Here is a 21768-nt window from a genome sequence, read left to right on the forward strand (position 1 = left end):
ATCTCCGCAGAGCGAGGCGGGACATCACCGCTTCGCCTCGCGCGGCGTGGGAAGACCGAGTGGCTCGGCAGGCGTCTTGCGTCCCGGTGGCTCCTTCCACGCCTGCAGACTATCTGATCTCTCGGGAAGCAAAATATCTCTCACAACAAATATCTGACCGGCGAGCCCGCCGGAAATGGACCGTGCGACCCGCTTCGGTCCAAAATTCATCGCGCGGTCGATCTTCGTCATTGCGGCTAAGCCCTGGCCCCATTCTCGATCCTGATTTTTCTCTTCATCTTTTCGGCCTCGGAGCATATTCCGTTGCGTGGGACATAGATCCCGCCGCACGAGACATTCGGGCTCTCCCTGTCAAAACGAAGAGACTGGGCCGATGACATCCCTCTCACATGCCAAGTTCGACCCGGATCGGGCTCGCGAATATGGGAAACAGGCGCGGATCGCGCTTGCCGGATACGATGCCTGTCATGAACTCTGCGCCTGCATCCTGTCGGCTGCCTTGGCCGGGCACAAGGAGCGGTGCGTGCTCGTTGTGGGAGCGGGTGGCACCGCCGGTGAGATTATCACCACCGCCCGGCTTGAACCGGACTGGCGCTTTGTCGCGGTCGATCCGTCAGAACCGATGCTCGCACTGGCACAATCGCAGGTCGACGCTGCGGGGATCGGAGAGCGCGTTACCTTCGTTCGTGAAGAGGTTTCCGCCCTACCGCTCGAGCCTCAATATGATGCCGCGCTCATGATCGGCGTGTTGCACCATATCCCTGAAGGCAGAGACAAGGCGCGGCTTTTGGCGGACATCGCCTGCAGGCTCGTCCCGGGCGGGTCGCTCGTCCTTGCCGGAAATTGCAGGTCCTACGACAGTGAACCGCTGCTTCAAGCCGCGTGGGCAAACCGCTGGCGTCTTCACGGCGCCTCCGAGGAGGACGTCGAGGTGAAGCTGGCGCGCATCAAGGCGGGCGCCGTGCCGCCCGAATCCGAGGACGCCGTCGCCGCGCTTCTCGCCGAGGCCGGCTTTTCTATCCCTAAGAGATTCTTCGCCAGCCTCTTCTGGGCAGCGTGGCATACGCGTCGTGAAATGTAAGCCGTTGACCTATAAACGGACCGGAAATGGCGGCTGAAAATCGGGCGTTTTGCCCCGCCGAGGTCTGCGACGCAGCCGGTCGGAATTCGGATGGGCGTGGCGACTGACAGCGGCTCCAGATCACGCGTCACGCGAATCTCGAACCGCCAGTCACTGACGCCTCACAGGGTCACGCTAAGCGAGATGCATCGTTCGCTCTTGGCGTTTCGGCAAACGCCGAAACCCAAATCCACGAAATTCTGCGCTTTTATCAATGGCTTAGGGATGGCGGAGAGAAGGGAACCTCTCCCAAAACATACCCAAGTATTTGATATAGAAGCGGAATTTTTCGCGACTGGGTACACAAGTGGGTACACAAACGGGTACATTCTGTCAACAGAATGGGCTTTTTCGGGTGCTCCCAGAGGACTTCCTGAACGGGGTCGCGTGCCGCCTCAGGCTGCCGATAACGCCCCTGATCGGCACCGCTGAGCTCCTTGCGGGGCGGCGCCTCCTCCCCTTCGGAAGCCTTCACGGCGTGCCCGTTAACCATGTACGGAATTTGGAGCTCACAACTCAGGCGGGTCCTGCCAGGGTGATGGCGCTCTCAATGACGGGAGCGAAATGAGCGGCCACCGGCGCTGTTGGTACCAGCAGCCGATGGCCTGACCACACAAGCAGGAGTGTGCTTGCAATGGCTGACCGCCTTCGTAGCCCGAGAAGGGCCTTTCTCGAAATCCCCTTGTCGCTTGTCCGCTCGCCGGGAACTCCCTCGGCGTCGCCGGGCCGCACCTGCCTGCGCGCCTGACGCAGCTTTCCCTTTGATCTGACAATCGGGAAGAGCGGCTCGCCGACGGCTGACGCCCGGCGGATTCCTCGGACATTGCAGGTGCTTTCCACCTGTCCGCCTCGGCGGCCGGGACCGGCGGCGGCTGCGCGTGTCAGAGTGATCTCCGCTGCGGACATTATCGCCCTGTCCGCCGAGGGCATCCGCGTCCCCTACGCCTTCGCGGCGCCAGGCGTCCGCTGGCCGCTCTCCTCCGGTCGTCTCCTCGCCACACCACATCTGAATGAAGGAAGAGACATGTCGGAAATCATTTCCACTGCCACCAACGAAACTGCAGCCTCCAGTGATCTCGCCGAGGATGCGGCAGTCCGGCCGGAGGCCGAAGCCGCACCGGCCGCGACCGGCGCTGCCGGAGCCCAGCCGGACGGGACCCACCCTGGCGCCGAGGCCGAGGCGATGTCCGAAGCCCGGAACGAACCGGCGGCGAAAACTCTCCACCTCACCGCCGAAGATCTCGCGCCGCTGTCGTTCTGCGCCACCGACCTCGGCAGCCTCAGTGTGATCCGGAGGCTGGACGGAATGTCCGGTCCGCTCTCGGCGCGCTCTGCAGAGAACGTCGTCGGCACGGCCCGCGCCTTCACCGTGCCGTTTCGCCAGTTCGAAGCGCTGCGGGAATTTGGTGTCGGGTCGGGTGAGGCAGTGACCTACATCCTGGTCGGCCGCGAAGACGGGGAAACGCTCGCTTATGTCGGCGAGACCTCCAACATCATGAAGCGCCTGGCCCGGCATCGCTGTGACAAGGACAAGGCATTCGCCGAGATGGTCTTCGTCGTCACCTCGAAGAGCGGTCTGAACTCGAAGGATTTGGCCCGCCACAGGCAAGCGAAGTATGCGGCCCTCATCGCCTCTTCCGGCCGCGCAAAGCTCGTCGGCGCACCGCCGGAGGCGGCAGAACTTCCGCCCGTCTTCGCCGCCATTGCCGATCCTCTCCTGGACCAGGAACGTCCCCTCTTGTGGGATCTCGGCTGTCCGCTGCTTGAGCCCTCACTCCGTCATCCGGCGCTCGGCATCGTCGATGCGGAGGCTGCCGACCCCGCCTTCATCTCTCCGGAACAGGCGAAGCGCCCGATGATGGAGCTCGCCTACGCCGATCTCTTCGCACGTGGGCTTGAGTGCGACAATCTTTTCATCGTGCTTCCGGGCTCCGAAGTCCGCGTTCTCGGTGACAACGGCAATGAAGAAAGCAGCGTACGGGTGCGCCGGGCGATCCTCGAAAAGCGCGGCGTTCTGACCCCGATCCCCGGCGTCACGGACCGGCAGCGGCTGAATGCGGCCGTGGCGTTCTGGTCGAAGTCCATCGCGGCGAGGGTGCTCGCCGGATCGCATGTGCCGAGCAATGTCTGGAGGCCGATCCACCCGTGGCGCTCCCTCGAAGTCGTCGAGTAGTCCGGGCTCCATCCCCAGCACTCCACAAGAGAGGAACAGAACCGGACCGGCAACGCCGGTCCGGCAGATCCCGATCGTCTCCTAAGAAGGAAAGACAATGCATATCCTCGAGCCACACGGGTTCACCACGCCATTCGGCCGCGACCTTGAACGCGCCGAGGGCCTTGTCGCAGATCTCCGTGCGCTCCACGAAGGTCGGATTCCGACGCCGCAAAACCTCGTCAACGCACCGCTCATCGACAGATGGTCTTTCGTCACCATCCCTGGCACGGCGCTCATCGGCCACGTCTTCGGACACCCCCTTCTCGGCACGCGCGAAGTCCTGACTTCAGCCGTCTGGGTCGCTGCGCCCGGACATGGTTTTGTCCGAACCCTCTCCAGGTACTACCGGCTGGGCTTGCCCGCAGACGAGACGGAGGTCGTCTCATGAGCGACGACAAGAAAGAGAAGAAAAGCGCGCTTTCCGACTTCGCCGGGCGGCCGGGTTCGGGCGGCGATGACGACCCGCCTTCCCCGGTCTGGCCGGATCCGGATCCCGAGGGACGGGAAAGGCGCGAGCGCCGTTGGTTCCGGCGCGAGAAGGCCGCCAAAGAACGGCGTCATCTCCCGGATCTTGCCGAATTGCTCTTGGGAATGCCTTTCTTCGGCAACGACATCTCGGCGGACGTCCAGACCTGGGCCGAGCGCGTCTACCCGCTCATCCCGGAAGACGACCGCGGGAACCATCAGGCGCTGCGCGAGCACCTGATCATCCTGACCGTCTCCGCGAGCCTGGACGATCTCAAGGAAGCCTCGGAAGCTTTCCGACGTGCAGGGAAGCTGAAGCGCATCGACAAGGCGGAGGCGGCGATGCGGCTCGACTACTACCTCGCCTGTGTCGGCGACCGGCACACGCCATGGCGCATTGCCGGGGAGGCGATCTCCCGCGCCCATGACCGAAAAACGCCGCAGGACCAGGCGCTCGACTACGCGGTCGCCGCGGTCGGATGGCTGCTCCATGCTGGGCGCTACGAGCCGCTTTCCGCCGACCGGCTTGCCCGGCAGCCTTCCCGACCGCGCTCAAGTTTCCGGAACGACGCGTCGGACCTGGGCTTCGATCTTCTGGAGCGTATCCTTCAGGAACGCGAGCGGCGTCTCTACCGGCGCGTCGAAGCCCATTTCAAGTGGCTCTACGAACCGGAGAGGGTCGGCATGTCATCGCCGCCCGATGCGAGCGAGGCCGGAGCTGGCGACCTCAAGCCGGGAGATCCGGGCGTCGTCGTCTTCCGGACGGTCGGCAACACGGAAACGTCGCAACGCGTCGGAAGGGAGTTCGCCAGGCTCCTGAACAAGCGGCTGCGGCTTGCCCGACGGCCGGACCTCGCGGCCGTCTCAAAAGCCCTCGCCGATGAGTTTCCGCATGCCGTGGAAATTATTTCCGCGATCCTATCGGAGCTGGTGCCGCTGGACATTGTCCGCCTCCGGCCGATCCTCCTGGTCGGCGAGCCCGGCGCAGGCAAGACCCGCTTTGCAGAGCGGCTTTGCGACGCTCTCTCGCTCCCGCACGAGACGTACTCCTGCGGCGGCGTTGGCGACGCCGCAATCGGCGGAACCGCAAGGAGATGGATGTCGGCCGAGCCGTCGCTTCCCGTCAGCCTGATCCGGCGTTTCCGGCATGCCTCGCCCGGCATCGTTCTCGACGAGATCGAGAAAGTGGGCACCGGTCGTCACAACGGGAACGCCCTCGATGCCTTATTGCCGATGCTCGAGCCGCTGTCGGCGGCGCACTGGCATGACCCGTACATTCAGGCGCCTGTAGACCTCTCGCATGTGGTCTGGATCGCCACCGCGAACGAGCTCCGAAGCCTGCCGCCTCCTTTGCGCGACCGCTTCCGGGTGTTTCGCTTCCCGGAGCCAGGGCCGGAGCACCTCATTCCCCTTGCCGACCGGCTCATGAAGGACATCATCGTCGAGCGTGGGCTGGACCGGCGCTGGGCGATCCCGCTGGATGGGGAGGAGCTGACGGCATTGCAGGCGGCATGGTCGGGTGGCTCCGTCCGCGTTCTGCGGCGGCTCGTGGAGCGCCTCCTGACGGCGCGCGACAGGTGGAGGGCTGAAGAAGAGGTGCAGTGACCGACGTCAGGATCCGGCGGCTCTCCCACCGGCTGAGGGTCCCCGGAATCCGCACTGGCGAGCCGATAACGTGCCTGCAACTCAGGATCACTTGCGGACATGCGTTTCACGACCGCGAGACAAAAGATTCAGAACTCCGCACATTCGTTTTGAAGGTTCCGATCTTTTGTTACGCCTCTCCGCGCATTTGTTGCGCATCTCGTAGATTTTTGATTCACCCCTTAGCCGCAAATCATCATAAGTTACGAGCACGTTGCCTGCACGTTGCAACGTGACGGCGATCTCTCTTCTGGGCATGACCGTCAGGAAACTCACCGGCCGCATCGAGCCGAGCGCCAGAAACCGGGACTTGCCTGGGGAGCGCCTGCCCCCTCTTCCCAATCTGCGAACCCGACCGGCGGCCCCGGATGCGCCGTGACGCGCGCGAGACCGGCTGGGGACGGCGAGCCCCAAGACGCGGCTGGGCAGGAGCTGATCTCGCTTCTGCGCGCTTGCGATGACGAGCATTCTCGCACGGGCTCCCGTCTCTCGGCTGCCGGGTTCGATCCTGCGCGTTCAGATCTCGGCCCCACCAGCAGGTCCCCGCGGCTGACCTCCGCAGTCCACCGGCTCTGCCGTCAACATTCCTTGCCCCGCGATCGACTCCCCCCATTACTCCATGGTTGCGAAACTAATGCGCAGAGTTCTGAATCAAAATCTCAGAGCCCGGTGAAACAAATGTCCCGGGGTTCTGAATCGAATGTCGGAAGAACGACGTTCGGCTCTCCCTGGAGGGAAGCACGGCACCGGCAGCCCGCCGGGGGCCGTGAAGAAGAAGCCCTGAGGGCGTTCCGCTGGCCTTCACCGGCCCCTCGCAGCCCGGATCGCCTGCGTATAGTTCTCTCAGAGCTTTTCGACGGTATCCAAGGCCCCTTTCACCGAGTTTTTCGGTATCCATCGGGGCATCCGTGAGTTGTGTCGCCGCTTCTTGAAATGATTTTTCAGCACAACTCAGAGTCACCCCGGCGTACTTCTGGGCGTTGCTCTGCGTCCCCTCGCACGCTTGCCGCTCGTTTTTCGATATTGCTTAGCGCACACCACCGGCAGCAACATAGTCGATCACAAAATGTTACGATGCATTCGCGTAGCATATGATCGTTAACCCGATTAATATCGGCGTATCTGGCAGCCATTTTGGACAGATATATACTATAAATCTCGGCATTCCGATATTTTTGCTGTTTTGACGATCATAAATGCTTATGCAATATTATTCATGTGCTCGCGACCGCGCGCACAATCTATTCATTCAGTTAGGAGTACCTCAATGGACGTTGAAATCGACTATTCTCGCCTCCCTAAGGGCGTCGCAGACGGGCTGCGCGAGGCAGAGGAGACCGTCAGTCAGTTGGGCCGCGCCGACGCGCAGCATGCCTTCGCCTACGGGGAGGCCTTCGCCAAGGCGCAGGATCTCATCCTCTCCGAAGCGAGCGGCCTCGAACCCCAGGAGAAGAAGGCTTTCGCGAAGGCGTGGTACAAGAAGCTGCGCTTCACCCCGCGGCACGTCGCCAACTTCATCGCAGTCCACCACAACCTGCAGCCCTACAGGGCGCGCGCGGTGACGGTCGGTATCGCGCCCACGGTCCTCTTCACCGTTGCGACCGCACCGGCGGAGAAGGTCGAAGCCGTGATCTCCTCTTTCGAGGAGGGTCGGCCCATGAAGGTCGCGGAAGTGCAGGCGTTCCTGCGCGGCGGCGCGGCCGAGGAGGACCCGTCCGAGGCCGGGGGCCTCAAGGTGCTGGCCGACATCGGGGCGCGCAATGCGAGGTTCCAGGCCAAGCTGACGGCGCGCTGGCTCGTAGAGGCGCTGCCGCCGATCCTCACCGCGGCGGAGCAGAAGCTCAGCGACCGGGCCGTCGTGCGGCGCAAGTTGGCCGACCGCATCATCGCACGGGCGGGGATGGCGTCGCGGAGCCTTCACGGGCTCCTGGCGACTGACCTCGCCTACCGGGCTGACGAGGACAGGGAGGCGGCCCCTGCCGTCCCGGAGGAGTGGCGGAAGCTCCCGCTCCTTCTGTTCCACCTGCAGGAGCGGAAGAGCTGGCCGAAGGGCGACGACTTCCATGCTTGGCTGTCCGGCGAGGTCATTCCGGCTCTCCTCTGGGCCGCCGAGGGAGCGGTCCCGGCGAAGCTCCACCGGCGGGCCCTCGCCGTGCTGGAGGGCGAAGGCGCAGCGCAGACCGGCCACCCGGCGGCCATCGCCGGAGAGCCTGCGGACGAGATCGCTTTGCACGAACCGGCAGAAGCCGACGCGGAGGAGGCATCTGTCCTGAACGTCGAACCGGCTCCGGAGCCGACCGCAGCCCCTGCCCCGCGCAAGCGCCGGACCCGTCGGCCGAAGAACGACAACACCAACGCGGCCTCCGCCGCCGCAGCGTGATGCTCTCCCGGGCGGGCGGCCTCGGCCGCCCGCCTGGAAATCATTTCCGCGGCCAAGGCGCCCACCGGCACAGCCCTCAGACAATGCGCCACCCTCTGGCCACGCACTCCCGCTCCTCAGGAACCCCCATCATGAGAAAACCGAAACCACGCCGTCCGGACCAGAAGGAGAAGCAGAGGGCTTACCGCGCCCGGCAGAAAGCGGAGCGGATCCCCTCGCGCGACGACGTCGCCCGCGTCGTCCTGCGCTGGGCGATCACCGGCGCCCTCCAGCCCGGCCAGGAGAAGCAACTCGCGGGCCTCCGGAAGATGGTGATCGAACGCCTGGTCGAGCAGGAGTTCTCCGAGGAAGGAGCAAGGCGCCGTTTCGACGACATCGTGGAGCGCTATGAGAACGCCTGGGATTTCCGCGGCAAGCCCCATCTCCGCCGGGTCATCCACGGAATTCACGACGACATGCCGACATGACTCCCCCAATAATCGCGTCGATCGGTCATGCTGAGGAGCAGGGACGCAAAGGGAGACATCACAACTCGCCGCCGGCCGGCCCTTCTCCTGAGTGGAGAAGCACTTCTTTGCGCCGCAGGTCGGGCTCGTCAGCCTCTGCAAGGATGCCATGGACGGTGGATACTCCGCCGGCAAGTTTGCCGGCGGTTTTGGCTATTCATGTTGACGGGACGCGACTGCCCTGAGATTGTCTGCCGGCAGACTTATCGGCACCGGTAATGATTGACTCAATCGAAACCTCGTTCTTCTTCGTTGCGTCCGTCGCACCCACAGACGTGGCGACTGACGTGGGCTTCCGTTTTGGCGCGAAGGGCACACACTCAAGCCGGACGATGATGTTCGAGGAGATCGAACAAGTTCTCGCCGCGACGAGCAGTGAGGCACGTCGCTCAGACTACGCATACGCAATCATCGAGGCGAACTGCCTAGGTAAACCCACAGCCGCCACTCGCCGCCTTACAAGTCAAAGACTCACGGAGCTGTACGGACTTAACCCATCCCTTCCGGCCTTTCGCGTTCTCCGACGGCTTTGGGATCTCGACCACGCATCGCGTAGACTACTCGCTCTGTTGGTTTCTATCGCTAGGGATCCCCTCCTGGCTGCGACTGCGGGTTCGGTGATCTCCCTCCCGATCAACGCAGAATTCCGGCGGGAGGCCATGAAAACGGCGCTGCAGGCCGTCGTCGGCGCGCGCTTCAATGAGAACACACTCGACAAAGTCTGTAGGAATGCAGCGAGCACCTGGGCACAGGCGGGCCATCTCGCAGGACGCACATTTAAGAAGCGTCGGCCAGTAAACCCAACACCTGCTGCTGTTGCCTACGCAATCTACCTGGCCCATGCGGCAGGGTTCAGCGGCGCAGAGATTTTCTCCAGCGCTTGGCTTCGCGTTCTAGACACTGATCCCCCGAGAGCACGTCAGCTCGCACTTGAAGCAAAGCGCTTAGGCTTGATTGATCTGCGCATGGCCGGCGATGTCGTTGAACTGAGTCTGTCTCGCCTCGATCCGTCTCCAGTGAGGCTCTGAACATGGCCCGAATCGAAGATCTCGCCGAACACTACGGCCGACACATCTCTACCCCCTGGCAACGTACCGTTGCGGGCGCTCAACGTGTCGTCATGGTGATCTACGACAAAGAGCTCGAGCGGACACTTCGGGCCAGGAAGCTCGCGTTCGAGACAGCGACACGCCAAGCCGGACATGAGTGGACGGAGGTCGATCTCGCAGGCGCCTTTGGAGAGTGGATGGCAGCTGACGATTATCGCGACGAGTACTTCGCCTCTCCAGAAGATCTCCAGCTTAAACTCGAGGCCGAGTTCCCAGGGAGTGTGGCCGACAGACTTCGGGAGACCCTCCGAGCTCAAGATGTGGGCGAGAACACGGTCGTTTCCGTCTTCGGTGCCGGCTCCCTGTTCGGTCTCGCCCGAATCTCCCACGTGCTCAGAATGATCGAGTCCGACATTCGTGGACGTCTGCTCGTGTTCTTCCCCGGTCAGTTTGAGCGAAACAATTATCGCCTCCTCGATGCTCGGGATGGGTGGAATTACCTCGCCGTGCCGATCACGGCGCACAGCGACTGAGGTTTGCATGAAAATCAAAGATACTCTGCAGCGAGATCCAGCCGTTCACCCGCTCGTCAACCAGGGGCAGGCGCGCATCTCCGACGATCGCAACGAACGGACGATGGCGGAATTGCGTGGCGAGTTGGAGACCTTCGTATGTGAGGGTCAGTACGCTGATGGCGTCCAAAAGATCATTCGCTCGTTCCTCGACAACCTCGGCAAGACAAGCCAGCGCGGGGCATGGGTGAGCGGCTTCTTCGGCAGCGGCAAATCCCATCTTCTCAAGATGCTCTGCCATCTCTGGCAGGACACAGCCTTTGCTGATGGGACCACGGCTCGCAGCCTTGTCCCTTCGATCCCCGAAGACCTGCGCGCCTTGCTGCGCGAGCTTGATACGGCAGGAAAGCGAGCCGGGGGCCTGATCGCCGCTGCCGGTGCCCTGCCAAGTGGCACCACCGACAACGTGAGGCTGACGATCCTGGCGATACTGCTGCGCGCCGTTGGACTTCCCGAGCAGTATCCCCAAGCCCGATTCTGTCTGTGGCTGCATTCGCAGGGCAAGTTCGCAGAGGTCAAGTCGGCGGTCGAGGCGGCTGGCAAGTCGTTTGAACGCGAGCTGAACAATCTCTATGTCAGCGGGCCGATCGCGAGTGCGGTCATGGCCGCCGAGAAGAGCTTTGCATCGACCGAAGCAGAGGCCAAGCAGCTGCTAAAGGCGCAGTTTCCGCCCCAGGTCACCGACATCACGACCGAACAGTTCTTGCTGGTTGCGAAGGATGCCTTGAGGCTGAAGGCCAAAGACGGCCGACTGCCCTGCACGCTTCTTATTCTGGACGAGACCCAACAGTACATCGGCGACTCTCAGCAGCGAGCTTCTTTAGTAACCGAGGTGACCGAGGCTGTATCAAAACAGCTCGACAGTCACGTCATGGTTGTAGCGGCAGGGCAAAGCGCGCTGACCGAAATCCAGCTCCTGACGTATCTGCTTGACCGTTTCACGATCCGTGTGCCGCTTTCGGACGCTGAGGTCGAGACGGTGACCCGAAAGGTGCTACTGCAGAAGAAGCCCTCGGCCCTCGCCAACGTGCGATCTTTGCTCGAAAAGCACGCCGGAGAAGTCTCGCGTCAGTTGCAGGGTACGCGTATTGGCGAGATTGCTGAAGATCGCGCTGTAGTAGTTGACGATTATCCTCTCTTGCCCGTTCGTCGCCGGTTCTGGGAGCACTGCTTTCGGCAAATCGACGCTGCGGGCACCAGCAGCCAGCTGCGGTCGCAGCTGCGGATTATCCACGACGCCGTGGCCAAGGTGTCCGAGAGGCCTCTTGGCTCGATTGTTTCAGCAGACGAGCTGTTCGACGCCCTTGCCCCCGAGATGGTCAACACGGGTGTCCTTCTACGCGAGATCAATGAGCGCATCATCCGCGTTGGCCGGACCGAAGGCGAACTCGCGCAGCGGGTCTGCGGGTTGGCCTTCCTGATCGGAAAGCTGAAGCGGGAGGGAGGAGCAGACATTGGTGTCCGCGCCACGAAGGATCATCTGGCAGACCTTCTGATCGATGATCTCTCGGCCGACAACGGCAAGCTTCGGTCTGAAGTCGAGGTGATGCTCAAACGGCTTTCCGACCAAGGCGTCCTGATGCTGGTGGGAGACGAGTACCGACTGCAGACACGTGAAGGCAGTGAGTGGGACCGCGAATTCCGCAACCGTCAGACCAAACTGAACAACGACGACGCCGCAATCCAGTTCAAGCGGGATCAGCAGCTGTATGGAGAAATTGACAAGGCGGTACGCGGGATAAAGATGATCCAAGGTGCCGCGAAGGAGCCTCGGCAGTTCGTCGTTCACCGAGAGCAAACGCCTCCCACGTTAGACGGAAGCAGCGTACCGATCTGGATCCGTGACGGCTGGTCGTGCTCAGAGAAGGATGTTGTAGACGCCGCTCGCGCGGCGGGGACGGATAGCCCTGTTCTTTTTGTTTTCATCCCGCGGCAGTCGGCTGAAGATCTGCGACGGCTTATCGTCGAGGCCGACGCGACCCAGCAGACCCTGGACGCAAAAGGCAATCCGACGACTGCAGAGGGCCAAGAGGCTCGGCAAAGCATGGACAGCCGCCGCGCACGCGCCGTAGCGGATCGGGATCGCTTGATCCGGGAAGTCGTCGCCAACACCAAGGTCTTCCAGGGCGGTGGCAGCGAAGTGCTGCTCACGACCCTCGAGGATCGGATCAAGACTGCAACAGAGGCGTCTCTGGTCCGCATGTTCCCGCGCTTCAAGGAGGCCGACTCCGCAGCATGGGAGGCCGTCATCAAGCGCGCACGCGAAGGCGCGGACCATCCTTTTCAGCCAACTGGACATTCGGACGCAACGGAGAAGCACGCCGTCTGCCAGCAAGTGATCTCTACCATCGGTGCCGGCAAAACGGGCTCCGAAATCCGGAAGGTTCTCGGTGGAACTCCCTTCGGATGGCCGCGCGACGCGGTCGATGCGGCGTTGATAGCTCTGCATCGCCTCCAGCACATCACCGCCACGTTGAACGGTCAGGCAGTTCCGCTCGGCCAACTCGACCAGAACAAGATTGCAAAGTCGGAGTTCCGTGTTGAGCACGCGACGCTCTCCGTCGGCGATCGACTCATCCTTCGAAAGCTGTTCCAAGCGTTGGGCGTGTCCTGCAAAAGCGGCGAGGAGGCCGTTCGCGCGGGTGAATTCCTCGCGAGCCTCATCGCACTGGCGAAAGCGACGGGCGGTGAAGCGCCATTGCCGTCCGCGCCGGCCAACACTGAGATCGAGGATATCCAGCGGCTTGTCGGGAATGAGCAGCTGGTCGCCATCAAGGACAAGGCGCCCGCATGGGAAGAGCGGATCAAGGAATGGTCCGGCACGCGTGATCTGATCGCCGCCCGCCTTCCGGCCTGGGATATTGTGAGCCGCCTTGCGAAGCACGCGGACGGCGTGCCCGAGGCCAAGCCGCATCTGGAGGAGATCGAGGCCATCCGGGCACAGCGTCTCCTGCTCGAACCCGCGGATCCCGCGAACACCGTCCGCCAAGCGCTTTCCGCCCTGCTTCGGGATGCAGTCCAGAAAGGCCACGCCTCCCATGAGAAGGCCTTTTCGGACGCGCTTGCTTCGCTGGCCTCCAATAGCGTGTGGGCGAAGTTGAAGCCCGAAGACCAGGATACCATCAAGTCTGCGGTCGGGCTCACAGCACCATCGAAGCCGGACGTTTCGAGCGACGAGGCTCTGGCAGGCACACTGGACCGCAAGCCCTTGGCCAGCATTCAGGCCGAAATCGACGCGATTGCCGGCCGGGTCAACCAGGCGATCGAAAGGGCAGCAAGGTTGCTCGAACCCAAGGTCCAGACCGTCACGTTGGAGCGTTCGACCCTGCGCGACGCGGCCGAGGTGGAAGCGTGGGTCGAGCGGCAGAAGGCGACGCTCCTCGCCAAGATCGCCGACGGCCCTGTGTTGGTGAACTGAGGGGCTCGCGTAATGGCGTCGTTGGACAGAACTCTCCGCAAGGACCTCGAAAAGACGGTCAAGCAGGCACGCCGGGTAGCCGAGGCCGGCGCGCGCAACGCCGTGGCGCAGCTGGGTGTGGGCGATGCCGAAAGCCCCAAGCATCTGTCGTCAGAGGAGCGCGCGCTTCGCAATCGCCTCCGCGCGCACGGCCGGCAGCTGGGCGACAGGCGCGACACGAGGACTGGCGCTCAGGAGACGGCGCGCCTGGTTCAGGAATGCGCCTACGAGCACTGGCACCGGATGCTCTTCGCGCGCTTCCTCGCCGAGACGGACCTGCTGATCGAGCCTGACTCCGGCGTCGCCATCACCCTGGACGAGGTGCAGGAGCTGGCGCGCGAGAAGGCGACCGACTGGCTGCCGCTCGCGAGCGACTACGCGGAACGCATGCTGCCGCAGATCTTCCGAAACGATGATCCGGTGCTGCAGATCTCTCTCCCTCCGGAAACCCGGTCTGAGATGGAAGACCTGCTGAAGGGGCTGCCCAAGGCGGTGTTCGAGGCCGACGACAGCCTCGGCTGGGTCTACCAGTTCTGGCAGGCCGACAAGAAGGAGGCGGTCAACAAGTCCGAGGTGAAGATCGGCGCCGACGAGCTTCCCGCCGTCACCCAGCTCTTCACCGAGGACTACATGGTCCTCTTCCTGCTCCACAACACGCTCGGCGCCTGGTGGGCCGGCAAGGTGTTCGCCGGCAATCCCGCACTTGCGGCATCGGCCTCGAGCGAAGACGAGCTTCGCGCGGCCTGCAAGGTCGGCGATATCGAGTGGGGTTACCTGCGTTTCGTGCGGGAGACCGGCGAGGATGGCGCCGAGGGGGCCTGGCGGCCGGCGGCCGGCACATTCGACGGATGGCCCGAGGCCGCGAAGGATCTGACCGTTCTCGATCCCTGCATGGGCTCGGGGCATTTCCTGGTATTCGCCCTTCCGATCCTCGTCGCGTTCCGCATGGCGGAAGAGGGGCTGGCAGAGCGCGCCGCCATCGATGCCGTGCTGCTCGACAACCTGTTCGGGCTGGAGATCGACCCACGCTGCACTCAGATCGCGGCGTTCAACCTGGCCTTCGCAGCGTGGCGGCGGACAGGGTTCCATCCGCTGCCGCCACTCAACCTCGCCTGCTCCGGTCTTGCTATCGGCGTGACGAAAGCCGAGTGGCTGAAGCTGGCCGAGAAGGCGGTCGCGGCCGCCGATCCGGCAGCGAAGCGTGATCTTCTGGGGGTTGAGGACAACCTGCTGACCCACGGTCTCGAAGAGCGTGTGAAGAACGGACTTGAAGCGCTGTACGACCTTTTCGCCACGGCACCCTTGCTAGGTAGCCTTATCGAGCCGCGTGGTGCCAGCGCGGACATTTTCAACGAGGGCTTTGACAAACTCGAGCCGCTGCTAGCCCCAATACTAAAGGCAGCCGACTCCGATGAAGCATTGGAGATGGCGGTGGTGGCACACGGAACGGCCCGCGCCGCTCAATTACTAGGCCAGCAGTTCGACTTGCTAATCACCAATGTGCCATACCTTTCCAGCGGAAAACAACACACCCGCATCCAGGCCTACATAGAGAAGCATTTTCCAAAAGCTGGGCCAGACATCGCCACAGCCTTTATTCTGAGGATGCTTCAGCACATCACCGTCACTGGATCAGTGGGTGTAGTGAGCCCGTGGGGGTGGTTCTACAAGGATGGCTACAAGGATTTACGGAAGGAAATTTTGAGCAACAAGACTCTCAATCTTTCAGCCATCCTCGGAAGTCGGGCTTTTGAGCAAATTTCTGGAGAGGAAGTAAGCGTTACCCTCACTGTGCTGGATGGGAATTCTTACCGCCGTGAGAAGGCCATCTTTATTGATGCTAGTGCGTCAATGCCTGGAGAGAAGCCGATTTCAATTATGAACTCCGAGCCAATCTGGTGGAACCTTTCAGGGGGAGGCAGCGCCAACAAATATCTTATTTCTGCAAAGGCGGCGACTTCGGGAATCCTGGCCGAGCGAGTCAGGTATGCCAATGGGATCCAGACCTCTGACTATCCAAGGTGTGTTTTAAAGTTTTGGGAGACAAATCCAGAACGTCCATACTGGGAGTTCATGCAGTCCACAACTCGGGTGAACAAACCCGACGCTGGCCTGGAAAACATACTTCGATGGGAAGATGGGGAAGGCGAGCTACACAGTTTTTTGCCCTCAGTTATCAGGGGGCAGAACGTCTGGGGCAAGGCCGGCGTGGCAATAAGCGCGACCGGTGAGCTAAAGGCTTCTCTTTATCGCGGGCAAATGTACGATGAGAGCCTTGTAGCACTTATTCCGGTTGACGATCGAGATCTTCCCGCTCTTTGGGCTCTGTGCTCAAGCGACCAGTTCAACAATTTAGTCAGGCAAATCGACTCTGGCCGGAAGGTGCGATCTGGGCTTGTAAAAATACAATTTGATCGCGACCAATGGAACAAAGTTGCCCAAGAGAAGTTTTCAAAGGTTTTGCCGCGGCCGGACACCGACGATCCAACGCAGTGGATTTTTGATGGCGATCCAAAGAAATGCGTAGTGCCATTGCAGGTGGCCACCGCTCGCTTGGTTGGCTACCAATGGCCCAGACAGATTGGCATCGAATTTCCAGATTGCCGAACCGTCAGCCCGGATGGTTTGGAGCAGCATAGCGATAGTGACGGCATCGCGTGCCTCACCGCACTAAAGGGCGAAGCGCAGGCACATGAACGTATTACTGCTTTGTTGGCTCAGTCCTTTGGAGGTAACTGGTCAGCCGCAAAACTCGCAAGACTTCTCTCCGACTCTGATTTTTCGGGAAGGACACTCGACGACTGGCTGCGCGACGGTTTCTTCGATCAGCACTGCGCCCTGTTCCAGCAGCGGCCGTTCATCTGGCACATCTGGGACGGTCGGCGCGATGGCTTCCATGCGCTGGTCAACTACCACCGCCTGGCCGCGCCGAACGGCGAGGGCCGGCGGACGCTCGAGAAGCTGATCTATTCATACCTCGGCGACTGGATCGACCGGCAGCGCGCCGATCAGAAGGCCAGTGTGGAAGGCGCCGACGCCCGCCTCGCCCATGCCGAGTATCTGCGCGACGAGCTGATCAAGATCCTCGAGGGCGAGCCGCCCTACGACATCTTCGTGCGCTGGAAGCCCCTTCACGAGCAGCCGATCGGCTGGGACCCGGACATCAACGACGGCGTCCGGATGAACATCCGCCCATTCATGACGGCACGCCCCCTCGGCGCCAAGGCCAAGGGTGCCTGCATCCTGCGCGCCACCCCGAAGATCAAGTGGGACAAGGACCGCGGCAAGGAACCGACCCGGGACAAGGACGACTACCCCTGGTTCTGGGGCTGGGACGAGACCAGCGTCGACTTCGCCGGCCGCGACAAGTTCGACGGCAACCGCTGGAACGACCTGCACTACAGCCGTGCGGTGAAGCAGGCCGCCCGCGACCGTCGCCGCGCGAAGTCCGGAGGGGCGTCGTGACTTCCTCTCCTCCCAATACGCTGGTCGATGCCATCGAAGGCTCGCTGAAGCAGGCCCTGCGATCCGCAGACGGCGTTGCGCCGCCGGTGGCGCTGCTGTGGACCGATGCCGACGGCCAATGGGCGCCGCTCATGCCCGCGCTCCAGAAGGCGTTGCCGCAGCTCTACGTCCTCGGTTCTTACGCGCCAGACGACCGCCACGGCCCGGTGATCTGGCTGCGGTGCATCGTCGACCGGACCCTGCCAGACGTATCTCCTTCCGAGGGCGTCGTTCCGATCCTCTACCTGCCGAGAGTCGGCCGGCAGGACCTGCGGGCGGCAGGCGACTGTCCGCCGGAGCTGCAACCGCTGATCGAACTCCAGTACCGCGGCGCCGTCTGGCATCAGCGGAATGGCCGCGACTGGAGCGTGGACGCGTTCCTGATGTCCGACGATGGCCTCGCGCTGGATGTGGCGCGCGACGCCCGCACGCGCGAGGCGATGCTGCGCTCCCTGCCGCTGCTGGCGGCGGAACCGTTGGCGGGCCTCCGCGGCCGTCGTCTCGAGGCCGATGATTTCGATCGCCTGGCAATCGGCGATCCCGTTCGCGATCTCCTGACCTGGCTCAGCGATACCGACGTATTTCAGTCGCGCTCGGACGCCGGCCGCTGGGCCACCTTTCGCGACGTCTGCGTCCGCCAGTTCGGCTTCGACGCCGATGCCGACGGGACACAAGCCGCAGCCGATGCGCTTCTGCATGGTGGCGGGAAGTGGGATGAGGTCTGGCAGCGCTTCTGTGACGCGCCAAAGCTCTACCCCGGTGTCTCCAGCGCCCTGCGTCAGGCCCGCCCCCGCGATCTCCTCGGCCTGGCAGACCATTCCCGCCGGCCAGGCCTCAATGAGGAGATGGAGGACAAGCTCTGCAAGGCGCTGGAAGCGGTCCTGTCGATGCCGCATGCGCAAGCCTGCGATAAGGTCGTCGCGCTCGACAAGGAGCACAGAGAGCGGAGAGGCTGGGTCTGGGCGCAGCTTGGAGAGAGCCCTTACGCGGTGGCACTTGAACCCCTCGGGCGGCTTGCGGCAGCGGCGAAGACCACTCTTGGCGGCGTGACGGTTGAAGCCATGGCGGCTGACTACGCCACGAGCGGATGGCATTGCGACCGGGCGGCCATGGAGGCTCTAGCCGCCACGAAGCCGGGCGCCACCAACGGATTGATCACCAAGGTAGCGCGCGCGCTCTACGAGCCTTGGCTCGACCGCTCCGCTCGTCGCTTTCAGGAGTTGATGTCTGCACCTAGCGTAGATCCTGCAAAACTGGTCTCGCCAGTAAAGTCCGAACGCGACACATGCGTGCTGTTCGCGGATGGCCTGCGCTTCGATGTCGGTGCAATCCTGCATGAGCGTCTCGAGGCGCAGGGTTTTCGCGTGCGCATGTCACACCGCATCGCTCCGATACCTACCGTTACGGCAACCGCGAAACCTGTCGCGTCCCCAGCGCACCCGGTGTGCAAAGGCAAGACCGACGCGGATGACTTCTCGCCGGCAATCGCATCAACCGGACAGGTCGCGAACGCCTCGCGGCTGCGCGACGCGATGGCGAGAGCAGACGTGGAAGTGTTGAGCGCAGATCAGTCAGCCATGGCGACGGGGAGCGAAGGCGGTGGTTGGACAGAAGCAGGCAAGCTGGATGCGCTTGGCCATTCTCTCGATGCGCTCCTCGTTCGTCAGATCGACCCGGAGGTTGATGCCCTTGTTGAACGCATAGCCGGCCTGCTTGGCGCCGGCTGGAGCAGAGTCCGGGTGGTAACCGATCACGGCTGGCTTTTGCTTCCGGGTGGCCTACCCAAAGTGGCGCTGTCGCCACACCTCGTAGCAACCAAGTGGGCGCGCTGCGCTGCAGTTAAGGGCGGCTCGACGCCTGAGCTCCCAACCTATCCTTGGTACTGGAACCCAATTCTTCGAATAGCCTCGCCGCCCGGGATCGGGGCCTTCGTGGCCAACACCGAATACGCACACGGGGGCGTAAGTCTCCAAGAGTGCGTGATCCCGGACCTGGTAGTCGAGCACGGTGAGCAGGCCCCAACAGCGTCAATCGTCGCGGTGACGTGGCGCGGAATGCGGTGTCGGGTTGCCGTAAGCAGCAATACCCAAGAACTAATGGTCGACCTTCGGCTGAACTGGAAACATTCGGCGTCAAGTATAGTCGCCACTACAAAAGAACTGGCAGCAAATGGCGAAGCGAGCCTAGCTGTCGTGGATGATAAATACGAAGGCGCTGCAGCGTCGGTTGTCGTGTACGACTCGGCTGGTCGAATACTCGACAACAAGCCGACGACAGTCGGAGAAGATACATGAGCGTGGATTTTGATCAACTAGATAACCTTGCCGCATCGGTATTCGATGGATACTTGGTGCGAAAAGACTTGGTTCGAAAATACTCGCGACAATATCCGGTTCCGACATATGTCGTTGAGTTCCTTCTCGGGCGCTACTGCGCCAGTGTCGAAGAGAGCGAGATCGCCGAAGGTCTTCAGATTGTTGAGAAGCAGCTGAAAGATCGAACCGTTCGCACCGGCGAGGAAGAGCTGTTCAAGGCTCGTGCGAAAGAAACAGGTTCAGTCAGAATAATCGACATTGTCCGCGCTCGGCTCGACGCGAAGAACGATTGTTATGTTGCGGAGCTGCCTAGCTTAGCGTTGAGGGATGTTCGTATCGGCGATCAGCTCGTGCGCGAGAATGAGAGAATGCTTACGGACGGCTTCTACGCCGAAGTCACGCTGACTTACGACGGAATCATAGCTCAAGAAAAAGGTGGGCGACCATTCAAAGTCGACTCTCTGCGACCAATCCAGATGTCCAAGTCTGATGTACTTGACATATATTCGACGGCGCGCGGCAGCTTTGGAACTACAGAATGGGTCGACTTTCTGCTTCGCTCTATTGGCCTCGAAGCGAACGCCTTTAACGAGCGAGCCAAGCGGGTCGTCTTGTTGCGAATGATCCCATTCGTCGAGAGAAACTATAACCTTGTCGAGCTCGGCCCACGCGGCACGGGAAAGAGCCATCTGTTTCAACAAATCTCTCCCTATGCGCATCTGATTTCGGGCGGCAAGGCCACTGTAGCCAAGATGTTCGTCAATAACGCTAACGGGCAGCGGGGCCTCGTCTGCCAGTATGATGTCGTTTGCTTTGATGAGGTTTCCGGCATTTCCTTCGACCAGAAGGACGGCGTCAACATCATGAAAGGATACATGGCTTCTGGCCAGTTCAGCCGAGGCAAGGAGAATATCCGCGCCGAGGGAAGCATCGTGATGGTCGGCAACCTTGACGTAGATTTGGAGCAACAGCAACGAATTGGTCACCTTCTGAGCCCACTGCCGCCGGAGATGCGTGACGATACGGCGTTTATGGATCGCATACACGCCTACGCACCTGGTTGGGACTATCCCAAACTAAATCCGCATGAGCACCTGACAGATCACTTCGGGCTCGTGAGTGACTTCCTTAGCGAGTGCTGGAGTCGATTGAGGAACAGCAGTCGTATTGCGGCGGTGCAAGGGCGGGTCCACCTCGGCGGCGCTCTTAGTGGTCGCGACATCGAGGCCGTCAACAAGACTATCAACGGCTTGCTGAAACTGCTCTTCCCCGACCCCGAGATGCCCGTGTCGGACGAGGATCTTGAGTGGATTGTCCGCGTTGCGTTGGAGGCGCGGCGTCGTGTCAAGGAACAGCAACGTCGCGTCTTCAAGAGCGAGTTTCGCAATACACACTTCAGCTATATTTTGGGAACTGACGGGGTCGAGCAGTTTGTCTCCACACCAGAGCTCCACAGCGATGAGGCGATTGAGAGTGACCCGCTACCCCCGGGCCAGGTATGGGGTGTCAGCCTCGGCACTGGTGATACCGGCCCGGGATTGTACAGGATAGAGGTGACATGCGGACCCGGCGGAGGGGTCAAGATACTGAACCAACCGACCCCGCCGGCATTCCGGGAGAGTGTCCGCGTAGGAGAACAGAACCTGTACACGCGCGCAAAGGAGTTGGTTGGAGATCGAAACCCTCGCGAGGAGGAGTTCTCGATCCAAATGCGCCCAATGGATGCCGATAAGTCAGGTGTTGGTCTCGGTGTACCGATCCTGGTTGCACTGTGCGGGGGCTTGCTCGGACGCAACACAAAAGGAGGCACGATAGTAGTCGGAGCACTAAATCTGGGTGGATCTATCGAGATGATCCCGAATGCAGTGAGCATTGCAGAACTCGCAATCGACAAGAAAGCTGAAACGTTGCTCATGCCCGTTTCGGCTAGACGTCAATTGAATGATTTGCCGGACGATCTTTGGACAAAAATAAGCATCGAGTTCTACAAAGATGGCCCCGACGCTGTCTTCAAGGCGCTTGATGAATAGCAGCTTCGCTCTTCTGTGAGCCACACGACCACGAAACGCCGTTCGATCAACATCTTCTTTTTCGATGGCGATCCGAACAGCTCGCCCAATTAGAGAGCCAGTTGTGGGGATTCTCGGATTCCGGCATCAGGATACGGTAATCCTGCCCTCCGGCGCGAGCGTACTCTCGCATTCTCCGCAGACGCTCGCGAAGCGCCTCGAACCCGTCGACCTCCCACGCTTCGTCGAGATCCTGATACGGCATAGCCAGCGCGGAGAGATGCCGATCGATGGTTCGGATCCGATATGCGCGTGAGTTGCGCCCCGTTTCCGTTTGAGCGCCGCCCTGTTCGACCCAGATTCGGTAATCGCCTTCCTTCTTCATGGCGCGCTCATTCGGATCTTGACCAGGCAGATAGCAAAAACCGAGAAATATCAGTTTGAAAGTCCGATACCACTTATCGGTCTGCAACGCGGAATCGCCGATTTTTACCTACGCCTTGCCCATCCTCTATTGGCCGAGTGGTCACCG

Annotated in this window: 13 protein-coding genes; 12 read left to right on the forward strand and 1 reads right to left on the reverse strand. The window is 61.7% G+C overall.

Features of this window, described 5'->3' with window-relative positions:
* Positions 1–373: 373 nt before the first annotated feature.
* The 12 genes from J2R99_RS00305 (at position 374) to brxL (ending at position 21257) form a co-directional block, all read left to right on the forward strand.
* Positions 374–1081 (forward strand): class I SAM-dependent methyltransferase, encoded by a 708-nt coding sequence (locus tag J2R99_RS00305; RefSeq protein WP_307152527.1) that lies wholly within the window; start codon positions 374–376, stop codon positions 1079–1081.
* Positions 1082–2144: 1063 nt separating this feature from the next.
* Positions 2145–3293 (forward strand): GIY-YIG nuclease family protein, encoded by a 1149-nt coding sequence (locus J2R99_RS00310; protein WP_307152528.1) that lies wholly within the window; start codon positions 2145–2147, stop codon positions 3291–3293.
* A 97-nt stretch (positions 3294–3390) separates the two neighbouring features.
* A complete protein-coding gene (locus tag J2R99_RS00315) occupies positions 3391–3723 on the forward strand; it encodes a DUF6634 family protein (RefSeq protein WP_307152529.1) in 333 nt (110 codons plus the stop codon).
* The gene (locus tag J2R99_RS00320; protein WP_307152530.1) at positions 3720–5405 is read left to right on the forward strand and encodes an AAA family ATPase; all 1686 of its coding nucleotides are present in this window, start codon (positions 3720–3722) and stop codon (positions 5403–5405) included. Before J2R99_RS00315 ends, J2R99_RS00320 begins: the two co-directional genes overlap by 4 nt.
* Positions 5406–6711: 1306 nt before the next feature.
* Positions 6712–7824 carry a hypothetical protein gene (locus J2R99_RS00325; protein WP_307152531.1) on the forward strand — a complete coding sequence of 371 codons (1113 nt, stop codon included), beginning with the start codon at positions 6712–6714 and terminating at the stop codon, positions 7822–7824.
* A gap of 131 nt (positions 7825–7955) precedes the next feature.
* Positions 7956–8291 carry a hypothetical protein gene (locus J2R99_RS00330; RefSeq protein WP_307152532.1) on the forward strand — a complete coding sequence of 112 codons (336 nt, stop codon included), beginning with the start codon at positions 7956–7958 and terminating at the stop codon, positions 8289–8291.
* 698 nt (positions 8292–8989) lie between these two features.
* Entirely contained in the window at positions 8990–9358 is a 369-nt protein-coding gene (locus J2R99_RS00335; protein WP_307152533.1) for a hypothetical protein, read from the forward strand.
* Positions 9359–9360: 2 nt separating this feature from the next.
* Complete coding sequence (locus J2R99_RS00340; RefSeq protein WP_307152534.1) at positions 9361–9912, forward strand: BREX protein BrxB domain-containing protein; 552 nt, start codon at positions 9361–9363, stop codon at positions 9910–9912.
* A 7-nt stretch (positions 9913–9919) separates the two neighbouring features.
* On the forward strand, positions 9920–13369 hold the full coding sequence (gene brxC, locus J2R99_RS00345; protein ID WP_307152535.1) for a BREX system P-loop protein BrxC: 3450 nt from the start codon (positions 9920–9922) through the stop codon (positions 13367–13369).
* Positions 13370–13381: 12 nt separating this feature from the next.
* A complete protein-coding gene (locus J2R99_RS00350; RefSeq protein WP_307152536.1) occupies positions 13382–16873 on the forward strand; it encodes an Eco57I restriction-modification methylase domain-containing protein in 3492 nt (1163 codons plus the stop codon).
* The gene (pglZ, locus tag J2R99_RS00355) at positions 16870–19206 is read left to right on the forward strand and encodes a BREX-1 system phosphatase PglZ type B (protein WP_307152537.1); all 2337 of its coding nucleotides are present in this window, start codon (positions 16870–16872) and stop codon (positions 19204–19206) included. Before J2R99_RS00350 ends, pglZ begins: the two co-directional genes overlap by 4 nt.
* Positions 19203–21257 carry a BREX system Lon protease-like protein BrxL gene (brxL, locus tag J2R99_RS00360; protein ID WP_307152538.1) on the forward strand — a complete coding sequence of 685 codons (2055 nt, stop codon included), beginning with the start codon at positions 19203–19205 and terminating at the stop codon, positions 21255–21257. Before pglZ ends, brxL begins: the two co-directional genes overlap by 4 nt.
* A 46-nt stretch (positions 21258–21303) precedes the next feature.
* Here the strand turns inward: brxL and J2R99_RS00365 are convergent, their stop codons facing one another.
* A complete protein-coding gene (locus tag J2R99_RS00365; RefSeq protein ID WP_307152539.1) occupies positions 21304–21708 on the reverse strand; it encodes a hypothetical protein in 405 nt (134 codons plus the stop codon).
* Positions 21709–21768 lie beyond the last annotated feature (60 nt).

Origin of the sequence: Rhodopseudomonas julia, from assembly GCF_030813515.1 — a bacterium.
Lineage (GTDB): Bacteria > Pseudomonadota > Alphaproteobacteria > Rhizobiales > Afifellaceae > Afifella > Afifella julia.

What these genes read in the sequence shown, in the direction of transcription:
- J2R99_RS00305 (WP_307152527.1), top strand. Translation starts at nt 374, where the DNA reads ATGACATCCCTCTCACATGCCAAGTTCGACCCGGATCGGGCTCGCGAA.
- J2R99_RS00310 (WP_307152528.1), top strand. Translation starts at nt 2,145, where the DNA reads ATGTCGGAAATCATTTCCACTGCCACCAACGAAACTGCAGCCTCCAGT.
- J2R99_RS00315 (WP_307152529.1), top strand. Translation starts at nt 3,391, where the DNA reads ATGCATATCCTCGAGCCACACGGGTTCACCACGCCATTCGGCCGCGAC.
- J2R99_RS00320 (WP_307152530.1), top strand. Translation starts at nt 3,720, where the DNA reads ATGAGCGACGACAAGAAAGAGAAGAAAAGCGCGCTTTCCGACTTCGCC.
- J2R99_RS00325 (WP_307152531.1), top strand. Translation starts at nt 6,712, where the DNA reads ATGGACGTTGAAATCGACTATTCTCGCCTCCCTAAGGGCGTCGCAGAC.
- J2R99_RS00330 (WP_307152532.1), top strand. Translation starts at nt 7,956, where the DNA reads ATGAGAAAACCGAAACCACGCCGTCCGGACCAGAAGGAGAAGCAGAGG.
- J2R99_RS00335 (WP_307152533.1), top strand. Translation starts at nt 8,990, where the DNA reads ATGAAAACGGCGCTGCAGGCCGTCGTCGGCGCGCGCTTCAATGAGAAC.
- J2R99_RS00340 (WP_307152534.1), top strand. Translation starts at nt 9,361, where the DNA reads ATGGCCCGAATCGAAGATCTCGCCGAACACTACGGCCGACACATCTCT.
- brxC (WP_307152535.1), top strand. Translation starts at nt 9,920, where the DNA reads ATGAAAATCAAAGATACTCTGCAGCGAGATCCAGCCGTTCACCCGCTC.
- J2R99_RS00350 (WP_307152536.1), top strand. Translation starts at nt 13,382, where the DNA reads ATGGCGTCGTTGGACAGAACTCTCCGCAAGGACCTCGAAAAGACGGTC.
- brxL (WP_307152538.1), top strand. Translation starts at nt 19,203, where the DNA reads ATGAGCGTGGATTTTGATCAACTAGATAACCTTGCCGCATCGGTATTC.